This is a genomic window from Streptococcus sp. HCA-5024 (assembly GCF_037890265.1).
In the GTDB taxonomy this organism is placed as follows: domain Bacteria; phylum Bacillota; class Bacilli; order Lactobacillales; family Streptococcaceae; genus Streptococcus; species Streptococcus lingualis.
Map to the genome: position 1 here is coordinate 249,714 of NZ_JBBKBR010000002.1, position 14,917 is coordinate 264,630.

The 14,917-nt window shown below is 41.5% G+C and carries 11 protein-coding genes, 1 tRNA gene, 1 other RNA gene and 1 pseudogene; 12 read left to right on the forward strand and 2 right to left on the reverse strand.

The features are described from left to right. Positions 1 to 39: 39 nt before the first annotated feature. Entirely contained in the window at positions 40 to 420 is a 381-nt protein-coding gene (gene mscL / locus WKT08_RS04810) for a large conductance mechanosensitive channel protein MscL (protein WP_031573326.1), read from the reverse strand. A 214-nt stretch (positions 421 to 634) separates the two neighbouring features. On the opposite strand from mscL, the gene dnaG reads away from it, so the two are divergent. The 12 genes and pseudogenes from dnaG to WKT08_RS04870 form a co-directional block, all read left to right on the forward strand. After that, positions 635 to 2,413 (forward strand): DNA primase, encoded by a 1,779-nt coding sequence (gene dnaG, locus WKT08_RS04815; protein ID WP_340280442.1) that lies wholly within the window; start codon positions 635 to 637, stop codon positions 2,411 to 2,413. 2 nt (positions 2,414 to 2,415) lie between these two features. Further along, complete coding sequence (rpoD, locus tag WKT08_RS04820; protein ID WP_003003251.1) at positions 2,416 to 3,525, forward strand: RNA polymerase sigma factor RpoD; 1,110 nt, start codon at positions 2,416 to 2,418, stop codon at positions 3,523 to 3,525. Positions 3,526 to 3,696: 171 nt separating this feature from the next. Continuing rightward, positions 3,697 to 4,026: a metal-sulfur cluster assembly factor gene (locus WKT08_RS04825; RefSeq protein WP_049486316.1), complete on the forward strand. Its 330-nt coding sequence runs from the start codon at positions 3,697 to 3,699 to the stop codon at positions 4,024 to 4,026. A gap of 171 nt (positions 4,027 to 4,197) precedes the next feature. Beyond that, the gene (locus WKT08_RS04830) at positions 4,198 to 4,905 is read left to right on the forward strand and encodes an ABC transporter ATP-binding protein (protein ID WP_061455441.1); all 708 of its coding nucleotides are present in this window, start codon (positions 4,198 to 4,200) and stop codon (positions 4,903 to 4,905) included. Between the two features lie 9 nt (positions 4,906 to 4,914). Further along, positions 4,915 to 5,709, forward strand: a complete 795-nt coding sequence (locus WKT08_RS04835) for a hypothetical protein (RefSeq protein WP_340280446.1) — start codon at positions 4,915 to 4,917, stop codon at positions 5,707 to 5,709. 103 nt (positions 5,710 to 5,812) lie between these two features. Next, positions 5,813 to 6,161: a transfer-messenger RNA gene (gene ssrA, locus WKT08_RS04840) on the forward strand. Between the two features lie 10 nt (positions 6,162 to 6,171). Then, positions 6,172 to 6,259, forward strand: a tRNA-Ser gene (locus tag WKT08_RS04845). Positions 6,260 to 6,342: 83 nt separating this feature from the next. Continuing rightward, the gene (locus tag WKT08_RS04850; RefSeq protein ID WP_340280448.1) at positions 6,343 to 9,444 is read left to right on the forward strand and encodes a DNA polymerase III subunit alpha; all 3,102 of its coding nucleotides are present in this window, start codon (positions 6,343 to 6,345) and stop codon (positions 9,442 to 9,444) included. Positions 9,445 to 9,528: 84 nt separating this feature from the next. Next, entirely contained in the window at positions 9,529 to 10,542 is a 1,014-nt protein-coding gene (gene pfkA, locus WKT08_RS04855) for a 6-phosphofructokinase (protein WP_021152956.1), read from the forward strand. Between the two features lie 69 nt (positions 10,543 to 10,611). Next, positions 10,612 to 12,117: a pyruvate kinase gene (gene pyk, locus WKT08_RS04860; protein ID WP_013903352.1), complete on the forward strand. Its 1,506-nt coding sequence runs from the start codon at positions 10,612 to 10,614 to the stop codon at positions 12,115 to 12,117. A 165-nt stretch (positions 12,118 to 12,282) separates the two neighbouring features. Then, positions 12,283 to 12,843, forward strand: coding sequence for a signal peptidase I (gene lepB, locus WKT08_RS04865; protein ID WP_003006560.1), 561 nt, complete (start codon positions 12,283 to 12,285; stop codon positions 12,841 to 12,843). Positions 12,844 to 12,871: 28 nt separating this feature from the next. After that, positions 12,872 to 13,270: pseudogene (locus WKT08_RS04870) on the forward strand (transporter substrate-binding domain-containing protein); the annotation flags it as partial. Between the two features lie 181 nt (positions 13,271 to 13,451). On the opposite strand, the gene WKT08_RS04875 reads toward WKT08_RS04870, so the two are convergent. Then, on the reverse strand, positions 13,452 to 14,642 hold the full coding sequence (locus tag WKT08_RS04875) for a cation diffusion facilitator family transporter (RefSeq protein ID WP_340280452.1): 1,191 nt from the start codon (positions 14,640 to 14,642) through the stop codon (positions 13,452 to 13,454). Between the last annotated feature and the right edge of the window lie 275 nt (positions 14,643 to 14,917).

Here is a 14,917-nt window from a genome sequence, read left to right on the forward strand (position 1 = left end):
ACCGACCTTCCAGCTAGAAGATCGGATCTTTTTATCTGATTATTTGTTTGCAAGCAAGTCGCGGATTTCAGCAAGCAACTCTTCTTGAGTAGGAGCAGCAGCTTCTTCTTCGACAGCTTCTTCTTTTTTACCAAGGTTTTGAGCTTTTTCAGCAGCTTTCACTACGAAGAAAAGAACAGTACCAACAACAAGGAAGTTGATCACAGCGCTCAAGAAGCTACCGTATGCAACACCGTTCCATGACAATTGTGCAATATTTTCAACATGAGCAGCTTTCAAAGCTGGTTTCAAAATAAGTGGAGTGATGATATCGTTAACAAATGATGTTACGATAGCTCCGAATGCAGCTCCGATAACGACTGCAACAGCAAGGTCAACAACGTTTCCACGAAGGAGAAAAGCTTTCAAATCTTTTAACATATCCTATATATGTCCTTTCATAATAATTTTTTACTATGATAGTATAACGGAAAAATATGTGACTGACAAGAAATATGCCCAATTTTTTTAAATTAGTGATAAAGGTTGAAAATCTTTTCTTTTCTGTGTGAAATCGGTAGGAAAAAATTTACTTTTACTAACTTTTAGTATAAAATATAAAGTGATAATCTATGGTAAAATGGAGGCACTGTTTATGGTTGATAAAGAGCTGATTGCAGAGATTAAAAACAGTGTAAACATTGTTGAAGTCATTGGAGAAGTTGTTTCTTTGACCAAGGCGGGCCGTAACTTTTTAGGCCTCTGTCCTTTTCATGGTGAAAAGACTCCTTCCTTTAATGTCGTTGAAGACAAGCAGTTTTACCATTGTTTCGGATGTGGTCGCTCTGGAGATGTCTTTAAGTTTATTGAGGACTACCGTGGAGTCGCCTTTATGGATGCGGTCCAGATCGTAGCAGAAAAAGCTGGCATTGCGCTTCAGTACCAAGTAAGGCCGGCTCAACCAACGTCTATCAATCCCAACCAAGAACTTTATGAGATTCATCAGGAAGCTAGTAAGTTTTATCAGGCGATTTTGATGACGACTAAGATGGGGGAAGAAGCGCGACACTATCTGCATGAACGTGGTCTGACGGATGAAGTCATCCGACATTTTCAATTGGGCTTAGCCCCTGCAGAAGGAAATTACCTCTATCGCAATCTCTCTGAGAAATTCTCTGAGAAAGTGATTACCGATTCGGGTTTGTTTACAATATCAGATGCTGGAACGGTTTTTGATGCTTTTCAGGATCGGATCATGTTTCCCTTGACAGATGATAGTGGACGTGTCATTGCCTTTTCTGGTAGGCTGTGGAAAATGACGGATGATGGCAGTCATCAAGCCAAGTACAAGAATAGTCGTAGTACCCGTCTATTTAATAAAAGTTATGAACTCTATCATTTGGATCAAGCCAAGACGAGCGCCAAAAAGCAACATGAAATGTATATCATGGAAGGCTTTATGGATGTCATTGCGGCATATCGAGCTGGGATTGAAAATGCGGTCGCCTCTATGGGGACAGCCTTGACACCAGAGCATGTCCAGCACCTGTCTCATTTTACCAAAAAAGTCATCTTGACCTATGATGGGGATAAGGCAGGACTTGAAGCAACAGCTAAGGCCTTGGATGTTTTGCAGGATCTGGAGTTGGAGATCGTCCGTATCCCCGATCAGATGGACCCCGATGAGTACCTCAAAAAGACGTCCCCAGAAGATCTAGCTACCCTCTTGAAGAATTCTCGGATCAGTAAGGTTGAATTCTTGATGCACTACTGGAAACCCCAGTATATTGAGAACTTGCAAGCGCAAATTGAGTTTGTCGAAAAGCTGGCACCGATGATCACCCAGACGCGCTCCATTACAGCGCAAAACACTTATATTTATAAGTTGGCCGATTTATTGCCGGACTTTGATTACTTGCAGATTGAGCAGATTGTCAATAATAGTCGCTTGCATCAACGGCAAGAAGCGCAAGAAGGTGGACGATCAAAAACGTCGAATTTTTCAGTGGAGCTCTTGCCGAATCGTGGGATGACGCGCTTGATCAAGGCGGAAAATCATTTGTTAAGTAGGATGAAGGATTTTCCAATGGTGCTCAATGATTACCGGTTGCGACCTGATTTTGCCTTTGACACGCCGGAGTTACAGATCTTGTATCAATTGCTCTGTCAAAATGGAGAAGTCACCTCTCAGGATTTATCTGAGCAGCCTGAAGGGGTCCAGCACGCCTGGTACCGCATGTTAGAAGAAGATTTACCAGATGAGATAGCAGATGGTGAGTTAGAAGAAGTAGAAGCGACACGGAATCGTGAGCTTCTTCGCAAAGAAAGTCAACAAATTGGAAATAAAGTGAAGGAAGCTTCCTCAATAGGGGATGCGGAAAAAGCTTTATTGGAACTCGAGCGTTTAATCGCTCAAAAAAGAAGAATGGAGTAAGAATGGCTAAAGAACAAAAAGATATTACAACATTGGACGTTCAAATTGCAGAATTTATTCGCAGCCACAAGAAAAGCGGAACTGCAACAGATGATGAAATTAATGACCAATTGGTTATTCCATTCACGCTAGATGCAGATGGGATTGAAGATCTTTTGCAACGTATTCAAGATGCAGGGATTTCGATCACTGATAAAGATGGCAACCCAAGTGCGCGTGTGTTGAACAATGAGGAAGAGCCAGAATTGTCAGATGAAGAACTGCTTGGAAGCAATTCTGCTAAGGTCAATGACCCAGTACGGATGTACTTGAAAGAAATTGGGGTTGTTCCACTTTTGACCAATGAAGAAGAACAAGAATTGGCTATCTTGGTGGAACAAGGTGACTTGGAAGCTAAGCAACGTCTAGCAGAAGCTAACCTTCGTTTGGTTGTTTCCATTGCGAAGCGCTATGTTGGTCGTGGGATGCAATTCTTGGATTTGATCCAAGAAGGAAACATGGGCTTGATGAAGGCGGTTGATAAGTTTGACTATACCAAAGGGTTCAAGTTCTCTACTTATGCTACTTGGTGGATCCGTCAGGCCATCACTCGTGCCATTGCAGACCAAGCCCGTACCATTCGGATCCCTGTTCACATGGTGGAAACCATTAACAAGTTGGTTCGTGAACAACGCAATCTCTTGCAAGAATTGGGACAAGATCCAACACCAGAACAAATCGCTGAACGTATGGATATGACACCAGACAAGGTGCGTGAAATCTTGAAGATTGCGCAAGAGCCTGTTTCTCTTGAAACTCCAATCGGGGAAGAAGACGATAGCCATTTGGGCGATTTTATCGAAGATGAAGTGATTGAAAATCCAGTAGACTACACCACTCGTGTGGTTCTACGCGAACAATTGGATGAAGTCCTCGATACCCTGACAGACCGGGAAGAAAATGTTTTGCGTCTTCGTTTTGGTCTCGATGATGGAAAAATGCGGACTTTGGAAGATGTGGGGAAAGTCTTCAACGTGACTCGTGAACGGATCCGTCAGATCGAAGCCAAAGCCCTTCGCAAACTTCGCCACCCAAGCAGAAGCAAACCATTGCGTGATTTTATTGAGGATTAAAAATGTCCGGGGGACATTTTTAACGGTCGCCAAGAAATGAAAAAGCGACCTAGGTCCGGGGGACATTTTTAACCCGGGCTGATAAATTCGGAAGCGAGGAATGTCCGGGGGACATTTTTAACCCGAGCTAAGCAATTCTATCGAGAGTAAAATAGCACAAAAGGAAGTCATATGGCATATACAACTGAGCAAATTGAAGAAATTAAAAATAAAATCTTAAATGCTTTGGAAGAGGTAATTGATCCTGAGCTTGGGATTGACATAGTTAATTTAGGTCTTGTTTACGAGATCCATTTTGATGGTGAAACTGGAGCGACCGTTATTGATATGACGCTAACGACCATGGGATGTCCATTAGCGGATCTTCTGACAGATCAGATTCATGATGTTTTAGCGGAAGTAGAAGAAGTGACATCTGTGGATGTGAAGTTGGTCTGGTACCCTGCTTGGACGGTTGAAAAGATGAGCCGTTATGCACGGATCGCACTTGGAATTAGTTAAACATTCTATGCATCAAAATAAATCAGAGGTTGGGGTTTCCCTAACCTCTGATTTATTTATCCCTATTTTTTTGAACAAGTATTTACAAATTCTTAGCAAATTTTCAGATAAAGTTGCAATCATCAAGGGGACAGGGTATAATAGCATAAATAGAAAATAAAGGAGATTTACATGAATCAGTATCCTTTGGTCTACTTGGACCATGTGACAAAGAATTATGGGCATGAAGTTGCTCTCATGGATGTTAGTTTGAACATCCAACCTGGCCGTATTATTGGCCTTTTGGGGCCTAATGGTAGTGGGAAAACAACCATCATTAAATTGATTAATGGTTTGTTGCAACCAAGCCTTGGAAATATCTATATTCATGGGCAATTACCATCCCCAGCTTCTAAAAAAGTTGTTTCCTATTTGCCGGATACGACTTATCTGAATGAAAATATAAAAATTAGTGATGCTATTAGCTATTTCCAAGATTTTTATTCAGATTTTAATGTCCAACGAGCTTACCAATTGCTCAACGACTTGCATTTGCATCCAAATCAAAAATTGAACAGCCTTTCAAAAGGGAACAAGGAAAAAGTGCAATTGATTTTGGTGATGAGTCGTGAAGCTGACTTGTATGTTCTTGATGAACCAATCGGTGGGGTTGACCCAGCGGCGCGTGATTATATTTTGCGGACCATTATTCAAAATAGACGTCCAAACTCTTCTGTCTTGATTTCCACTCACTTGATTGCTGATATTGAGCAAGTTTTGGATGAGGCTATTTTCATCAACCAAGGAAGAATCCTCTTGCATGAAAATACGACTGTTTTACGCAATCAACACGGAAAATCAATCGATGAAATCTTCCGTGATCAATTCCGTGTTTATTAGGAGGACCCCATGTTTGGTAAATTATTAAAATATGAATTTAAATCAACAGCGAAATGGTATCTGTTGATTACTTTGATCGCACTAGGTTTGTCAGTAATTACAGGTGTTATCGGTGGAAGTGCTACAAACGGTTTTGTGAATATGGAAACCAATAGTATGCAAATCATAACGGGGACTCTTGGGATTCTCATTTTTGGAGGAGTCATCGGTCTTTATCTTAGCAACTACTATATTATTATCCGTCGTTTCTATTCTAACTTATACGGACGTGAGGGATATTTGACTTGGACCCTTCCAGCAAGTCCCCATGCGATTCTCTTGTCTAAATTTGTGGGAGCTTTAGTAGCGAGTCTTTACTGCCTATTCCTTCTATTTTTGAGTGGTTTTATTACAATACTTGTGATGGGCGCTGTCATTGGACAAGACCTCTCTCCTGTATTTAGTATTATTGCTGAGGCTTTTAGTCATTCTATTGCTTATTGGATTATCATCTGGTGGATTTTTACCACAGCTTCAGGAATCTTACTATTTTATGTATCAATCGCACTTGGCCAACTGTTCCAAAATCGTCGTGGATTGAAGGCTATTCTGTTTTTCTTTCTCTTGTGTATTGTGTTAAGTATCATCGGTACAGCAGTCAATCCATTAAAAGATTCATATGCTGTCGGATATGCATTAGTTTATGGAAATATTGATGATTTTGGACCAAACTTCATCCCAGGTCTCATTTATGAAGTTATTAAGATTGTTTCTATGTACTTCACCATTCACTACATCAGCAAGTACAAGTTGAATCTTCAATAATAACAGCAAATTGAGCAAGGAGCTTCCCAGCGGAAGCCTTCTTGTTCAATTTTTTTCTTTTGCATTTTTAGCTACATTTTGATATACTAAATGTATTCGTTTTGGGGTCGTTACGGATTCGACAGGCATTATGAGGTATATTTTGCAACTCATCTAGCGGATGTAAAACGCCAGTTAAATATAACTGCAAAAAATAATAATTCTTACGCTTTAGCTGCCTAAACACCAGCAGGCGTGACCCGATTCAAATCGCTCGTGTTTGATGACAGGTCTTAATTTTAGCGAGATACGATCTAACTTTGTCTAGGAGTTAGATAAGAGATTGATAGACTCGCAGGTACAGGGTTTGAGTTATGTGTCATGTAGCTGTTAAACTAAGACATAACCTATGGTTGTAGACAAATATGCTGGCAGGTGTTTGGACGTGGGTTCGACTCCCACCGGCTCCATATTTTTATTCATGGAAGATTACTCAAGAGGCTTAAGAGGCCGTGTTGGAAACGCGGTAGGCGTGTAATAGCGTGCGTGGGTTCGAATCCCATGTCTTCCGTTGTTGAGACATCATTGTGTAGCAGTGGTGTTTTTTTGTACAAAAAAGAGTTCCAGAAATAGACAAGTGAGGGAGGAGAAAAAGTGATTGCACAGCTAGATACCAAATCAGTCTATACCTTTATGGAAAGCCTTGTGACTATAAAAGACTATGTTCAAGTGGCTAAAAGCATGGGGTATGGCGCATTGGGAATCATGGATATAGATAATTTATATGGTGCTTATGAATTTATCGAAGCCTGTCAGGCCCACAAGCTCAGCCCCTTGGTCGGTTTAGAAATTGGACTAGAGGTAGACAATGAAACAATTCCGTTTCGGATGATCGCTCTGTCAACGAAGGGCTACCAGAATCTGATGAAGATGTCGACCGTCAAAATGATGGGGAAGAGCAATTGGGAGGATGTGAAGCACCTAACAGAAGGAGTAGCAGTTATTGTCCCAGCGCCTTTTGCTAGTGGAGACTTTCCTCTTGGTCTAGATTACTTCATCGGAGTTTTTGCGGATACGCCGGTCCAAGAGTTTAGCCACCCTGTGCTCCCTCTTCATACTGTGCGTTTCTTTGAGTCGGAAGATGTGGAAGCCATGCAGATGCTGGCAGCCATCAAGGACAATCAAAGCTTGACAGAAACAGGGCCAATTGATCCTACAACAGTCCTAAAAACTCCTCAGGATTTAAAGAATGATTTTGCAGAGCGATTTCCTCAAGCCATCACAAATCTGGAAAAACTAGTCCAAGGGATTCAATACGATATTGATACTCAGTTGAAATTGCCTCGCTTCAATCCCCAGAAATCAGCAGTTGAGGAACTGAGAGAATTAGCCCAAGCGGGTCTTCTTCGAAAGAACTTGACCAGTCCGGTCTATCAAGAACGTCTGGAGTATGAATTAGACATTATTCACCAAATGGGCTTTGATGATTATTTCTTGATTGTCTGGGACCTTCTTCGTTTCGGACGGAGTCAAGGTTATTATATGGGAATGGGACGTGGGTCTGCTGTAGGCTCACTGGTAGCCTATTCCCTAGGGATTACAGGGATTGATCCTGTGGAGAAGAACCTCCTCTTTGAGCGCTTTTTAAATGTGGAGCGCTACACCATGCCGGATATTGATATTGATATTCCTGATATCTATCGTCCAGAATTTATCCGCTATGTGCGAGACCGTTACGGGAGTTACCATGCAGCTCAGATCGTGACCTTTTCAACCTTTGGGGCCAAACAAGCCATTCGAGATGTCTTCAAACGTTTTGGGGTACCTGAGTATGAATTGACCTCCATTACCAAGCGGATTGGCTTTAGGGATACACTGACGACAGCTTATGAACAGAATCTAGCTTTTCGACAAGTGATTCATAGCCGAGCAGAATTTGAGCGTGGCTTTGAAATTGCTAAAAGAATTGAAGGCCAACCAAGGCAGACATCTATCCACGCGGCTGGGGTTGTGATGAGTGACCAGGATTTGACGGATCACATTCCTCTCAAGTACGGAGAAGACATGTTTGTCACCCAGTACGATGCTCATGCGGTTGAAGCCAATGGTCTGTTGAAGATGGACTTTTTGGGTCTGCGAAATTTAACCTTTGTTCAGAAAATGAAGGAAGCGGTCTATGAAAAGTACCAAGAAGAGATCGTGATTGAAGCCATTGATTTAGAAGATCCAGAAACCTTGGCCTTGTTTGCTGCTGGGGATACCAAGGGGATTTTCCAATTTGAACAGGCTGGAGCCATTCGCCTCTTGAGACGAGTGAGACCCAATCATTTCGAAGAAGTGGTAGCGACCACCTCTCTCAATCGTCCAGGGGCTAGTGATTACATTGATAATTTCGTCAAAAGAAAGCACGGCCAAGAAAAAGTTGAGATTTTAGATCCAGCTATTGAAGAAATCTTAAGGCCCACTTATGGGATCATGCTCTACCAAGAGCAGGTCATGCAGGTTGCCCAGCGTTTTGCAGGCTTTAGTCTAGGGAAAGCCGATATTTTACGTCGGGCTATGGGCAAAAAAAATGCAGCTGAAATGCATCAGATGGAAGACGATTTTGTCTCAGGTGCTCTTAAACTTGGGCATACGGAAGAAAAAGCCAAAGAGGTCTTTGCGATCATGGAAAAATTCGCAGGCTATGGGTTTAACCGTTCCCATGCCTACGCCTATTCTGCCTTGGCCTTTCAGATGGCCTATTTCAAGGTCCATTATCCAGATGTTTTCTTTGATGTCATGCTCAATTATTCGAGTAGCGATTATCTGACAGATGCTCTCCAGTTTGATTTTAAAGTCGCGCCATTATCCATCAACACCATCCCTTACAGAGATAAGTTCCAGGATCGAAAAATTTACTTGGGAATGAAAAATATCAAGGGACTCCCAAGAGATTTCGCGTATTGGATCATTGATAATCGTCCCTTTGAAAGTGTCGAAGATTTTATTTTACGCCTCCCCAATCAGTATCATAAATTACCTCTGTTAACACCTTTAGTGGAGCTTGGATTGTTTGATATTTTTGAAAAAAATAGACGCAAGGTGCTTCACAATTTGCCGAATTTGTTTGTCTTTGCTGATGAGCTAGGCAGTTTGTTTGCAGATTCTAACTATTCCTGGACAGAAGCGGAGGACTTTAGCCAGGCTGAAAAATATGAGAAGGAAGAGGCCATTATTGGTGTCGGACTCAGTACTCACCCATTGGTTGCGATTGCGCAAACGAGTCCCTACGAGATCCAACCAATTTCTCAACTCATACAAGGAGAGCAGGCACGCATTCTCATTGAGGTACAAAACATTCGAACCATTCGAACCAAGTCAGGTGATCTCATGGCTTTCTTACAAGTCAGTGATACCAAGAAAAAATTGGATGTGACCCTTTTCCCTGAAACCTACAATCGATTTTCCTCCTTGATAAAAGAAGGTGGCTTTTATTACTTGACAGGCAAGATACAAGATCGTGATGGGCGCTTGCAGATGATTCTAGCAGAGGCACAACTAGCGACCAATGAAAAGTTCTGGATCCAGTTGCTCGATCATCGTCAGGATAAAACAATTCTTTCTATCTTGAAAAAATATCCGGGCCCATATCCTGTGATATTACGCTATGAAGACGAGAAAAAAACTCTTCAATTGAAGGGCTATACCGTCCAGAAAAACAAAGAATTGGAAGATGAATTAAAGAATCTCGTTATGAAAACGATTTATCGGTAAAAACTGCGAAAAATACGAGAATTTTAGTCTTCTTTGTGTTATAATTACGTAGAATGTAAAAGAAAAAAAGGAGCAAACAACGAAATGAAACGTATTGCTGTTTTAACTAGTGGTGGAGATGCCCCTGGTATGAATGCTGCCATCCGTGCAGTTGTTCGTCAAGCAATTTCAGAAGGAATGGAAGTTTTCGGTATCTATGATGGATATGCGGGAATGGTTGCTGGTAAAATTCAGCCCCTTGACGCCTCATCTGTTGGAGATATTATTTCCCGTGGTGGTACCTTCCTTCATTCAGCTCGTTACCCTGAATTCGCACAACGCGAAGGTCAATTAAAAGGGATCGAGCAATTGAAGAAACACGGGATTGAAGGTGTTGTCGTTATTGGTGGAGATGGTTCTTACCATGGTGCGATGCGCTTGACTGAGCTTGGATTCCCAGCTGTGGGTCTTCCTGGTACGATCGACAACGATATCGTCGGAACTGACTTTACAATTGGTTTTGATACGGCAGTCACAACTGCAATGGACGCGATCGATAAGATCCGTGATACTTCATCTAGTCACCACCGTACTTTCGTTATCGAAGTGATGGGACGTAACGCTGGAGATATCGCTCTTTGGGCAGGGATTGCATCTGGTGCAGATGAAATCATCATCCCTGAAGAAGGATTCAAGATCGAAGATGTTGTTGAGAGCATCAAAGAAGGTTACGCAAAAGGTCGTACCCACAACATCATCATCTTGGCTGAAGGCGTGATGTCTGCAGATGAATTTGGTAAAGCTTTGAAAGAAGCTGGTGATGAAAGTGACCTTCGTGTGACTGAGCTTGGCCACATCCAACGTGGTGGTTCACCTACTGCGCGTGACCGTGTTCTTGCTTCACGTATGGGAGCACACGCTGTTAAATTGTTGAAACAAGGAATCGGTGGTGTAGCCGTTGGTATCCGTAATGAAAAAATGGTTGAAAACCCAATCCTTGGTAAAGCAGAAGAAGGAGCCCTCTTTAGCTTGACAGAAGATGGTAAGATTGTGGTAAACAATCCACATAAAGCTGATCTTGGTCTTGCCGAGTTGAACCGTAGCTTGTCTTCAATCTAATTTTATTTCATAAATTCGTTAACCTTGTCTTAAAAAGACAGATATATTTAAAAAGGAGTCATATATATCATGAACAAACGTGTAAAAATCGTTGCAACTTTAGGTCCTGCGGTAGAAATCCGTGGCGGTAAAAAATTCGGTGAAGATGGATACTGGGCTGAAAAACTTGACGTTGAAGCTTCAGCACAAAACATTGCTAAATTGATCGAAGCTGGCGCTAACACTTTCCGTTTCAACTTCTCACACGGTGACCACCAAGAACAAGGTGAACGTATGGCGACTGTTAAACGTGCAGAAGAAATCGCTGGTAAAAAAGTTGGTTACCTTCTTGATACAAAAGGTCCTGAAATCCGTACTGAATTGTTCGAAGGCGAAGCTAAAGAATATTCATACAAGACTGGTGAACGTATCCGCGTTGCTACAAAACAAGGTATTAAATCAACTCGTGAAGTGATTGCTTTGAACGTTGCTGGTGCGCTTGACATCTTTGATGACGTTGAAGTTGGACACCAAGTATTGGTTGACGATGGTAAATTGGGTCTTCGCGTTGTAGAAAAAGACGCTGCAAAACGTGAATTTGTTGTTGAAGTTGAAAACGATGGTATCATCGCTAAACAAAAAGGTGTAAACATCCCTAACACTAAGATTCCTTTCCCAGCACTTGCTGAACGCGATAACGACGATATCCGCTTCGGTTTGGAACAAGGTATCAACTTCATCGCGATCTCATTCGTACGTACTGCAAAAGACGTTCAAGAAGTTCGTGCTATCTGTGAAGAAACTGGTAACAGCCACGTTCAATTGTTTGCGAAAATCGAAAACCAACAAGGTATCGAAAACTTGGATGAAATCATCGAAGTTACTGATGGTATCATGATCGCTCGTGGTGACATGGGTATTGAAGTACCATTCGAAATGGTTCCAGTTTACCAAAAAATGATTACTTCTAAAGTAAATGCTGCTGGTAAAGTTGTTATCACTGCAACAAACATGCTTGAAACAATGACTGAAAAACCACGTGCTACTCGTTCTGAAGTATCTGACGTCTTCAACGCTGTTATCGATGGTACTGATGCTACAATGCTTTCAGGTGAATCTGCAAACGGTAAATACCCACTTGAATCTGTAGCTACAATGGCGAAAATCGACATGAACGCTCAAACACTTTTGAAAGAATATGGTCGTTTGAACCCAGCTTCATTCGAACGTAACTCTAAGACAGAAGTTATGGCTTCAGCTGTTAAAGATGCTACAAACTCAATGGATATCAAATTGGTTGTAACATTGACTAAGACAGGTCACACTGCACGTTTGATCTCTAAATACCGTCCAGATGCTGATATCTTGGCATTGACATTTGACGAATTGACTGAACGTGGATTGATGTTGAACTGGGGTGTTATCCCAATGTTGACAGATGCTCCTTCATCAACTGACGATATGTTCGAAATTGCTGAACGTAAAGCAGTTGAAGCTGGTCTTGTTAAATCTGGTGATGATATCGTTATCGTTGCTGGTGTACCAGTTGGAGAAGCTGTTCGTACAAACACAATGCGTATCCGTACAGTACGTTAATAGAAAATTATATCTAAAAGCCTTGCTGGTTGGTCCGAAAGGATTGACCGCGAGGTTTTTCTTTTTCTTCTGGTGTGTGTTGATAAGAATTCTCACTAATGCTTACTTTCTCTTTTTTAAAGATCAAAAACATGGTATAATAAATAAAAAGGAAGGGAGACATACATGCCAAGGAGAGATTTAATTAGAAATGTCATCATTGTCGGTGTACTGGTTTTGGCACTGATTTTGCTTCGAATCTTTGTATTTCATCCATTTAGTATCAATGATAAAATGGCTAATGCTTCTGTGAAAACTGGAGATCTTGTGGTAGCGACTAGAAATGCTCAGGTAGATCGCAGTGATTTGGTCTTATACAAGGTCGGTGGAAAAGAATACCTTGGACGTGTCATTGCCAAAGAAAACGACGAAGTCAGCTACGTAGATGACGTCCTCTATTTGAATGGACAGGCAACACCAGAACCTTACCTGAATAAAATGCTGAACAAACACCTAGCTGCTCCAACGAGTAATGGGTATTATACGGATGATTTCTTCTTATCAGAGTTAAAAGGGACCAAGGCTGGTCGTGTACCATCCGATACTTATCTGGTCTTAAATGATAACCGTGGAGATACAGAAGATAGTCGTGAGTTTGGTTATATCCATAAAAATCAGATCGAAGGAGTCGTGAATCTACGTCTCTATCCTCTCAATAAATTTGGATTTATAAAAGTAGAAGAATAGCCGAAAGGCTATTTTTTTTATAAATATCAAAGAGAAACGATTAGATGCCCAGACCGGATCGTCTGGCTATATGGATTTTGAAGCTAATCCTAAAATCTTAAAAAATAAGGTTAAAAATCAAAAGGCTACCCAATACCAGAGTTTCAACGAGGCGCTGATCGATCTTCAGAATGATCGGATCGATGGGCTCCTAATCGACCGTGTCTATGCCAACTATTATTTGCAAACGGAAGGAATTTTAAAAGACTACAATGTCTTTCCTGTCGGTTTTGAAACTGAATCCTTTGCGGTAGGGGTGCGCAAGGCGGATAAAACCTTGAAGAAAAAAATTGATGAAGCCTTCGTAAAACTCTATCAAAAGGGCCAGTTCCAAAAGATCTCTAAGAAGTGGTTCGGAACGGATGTAGCAACAGACGATATCAAGTAAAAAAGAGAGTGGGACAGAAATCGGTAATTCGTTAGAATTCGATTTCGTCGTCCCACCTCCGCACAGTTGAGTAGGGCTGTAAAAGCTGATGAAATCAGCGTAGTAGAGCCCACTCAACCACTGCGTCTTGCTCGACAATCCAAAAAAAATTGAGAGGCTAGGACTTTTGTCCCAGCCTCTTTTAGTCGGTTTTATTAGTGATTTGATGGAAAATCTTTTGCCAAGTTTCGTGGCGACGCCAGAGACTGGTATGGATTTGACCGTCTAGTTCATAGCGTATGAGTTTGGTTTTTTGACTGATGGACTCCAGTTCAAAGTTTTGGAATTGAACTTGGTCGCTTGCGAGAGCCTCTATTAATTCTGCCTTGTTGTGTTCGTGACCGGTATTGTCAATCAAGGTATAATTATCCGCTAGCAATGTATCAAACTCTTGCTTAGCATAGAGGCGTTTTTCGTAGGTCAAGAGTTTCTTTTCAACGTTTTCGATCAGCTCATCTTCAGGAATTGAGCTAGGTTCTACATGGACGTCAATGTCAAAGACTCCAAATTCTTCTTTCAGGAGATCCTCGACTTCTTCTGTGATCGCATGGCTTTCATAGACGGAAAGGTCGGGATTCATCTCCAAGACAACGTCCAGATAGATATTGCTTCCGTAGGTCCGTCCGCGTTGGTATTTCACACGCGCAATCTTAGGGAGTTTTAAAATAGCTTTTTCGTAATCTTCGAGGAGACTATCGTCAAAGCCATCTGAAAGACTAAAGGAAGATTCCATAAAAATATCGTAGGCTGTTTTGAGGATAAAGAAGGTGATGATGATGGCTACGATTTTATCGACAATTGGATAGTTAAAAGCACTAGCAGCGATCGCGATCGACGTTCCAAGAGATGTGACGACGTCTGAAAGATTGTCTTTTGCGGCTGCTTTTAAGGCTTTTGATTTGGCCCGTTTGGCTAAGCGAAGATTGTAGAAATAAACGCCTAGCATGACAAGAGCTGAAACCACTCCGACACCAGCACCGAGTGGATCAATGCTAACTGTTTCATTGCTGAAGATCTTTTGGAGGGTATCGCGTAAGACATCAAAACCGACATAAAACATAATGATGGAGGTGACTAGACTAGCTAGATCCTCAATTTTCCAGTGACCAAACTTGTGATCACGGTCAGCTGGTTGGCGAGCGAGACGAATCCCGATGAGCAGGGCAGCATTGCTGATAATATCTGATAAGTTGTTAAATCCATCGGCTACCAAACTAGAGGAGTGAAGCAGATGGCCAGTAGCTAATTTTGCTGAAGAAAGTAGTAAATAGGCTAAAATACTGATGATGGCACCACGTTCGGCCAGTTTTAAGTTACTGTATGGTTTTTCCAAAATTTCCTCCTACAACCTCGGATATGAACCTGTTTTCTTTAAGCTACTATTATATCGTTTTTGGAAGGGAAATTCAAATGAGTCCTTTTTTAAAAGAAGCTAGGCAGGTTTTGTGGTATAATGGTCATTTAGAAAGCCAGCTTTCCACTGATGAAATTTACTTATCAGGTGATGTTAGTTTATTTGATGTTTCCAGCATGTATTTCACAAAAACGAATCTACAAAAGAACAGATAAAGTCTTTAAAGTTTTTTGGAATCAAAGGATACACGAAAG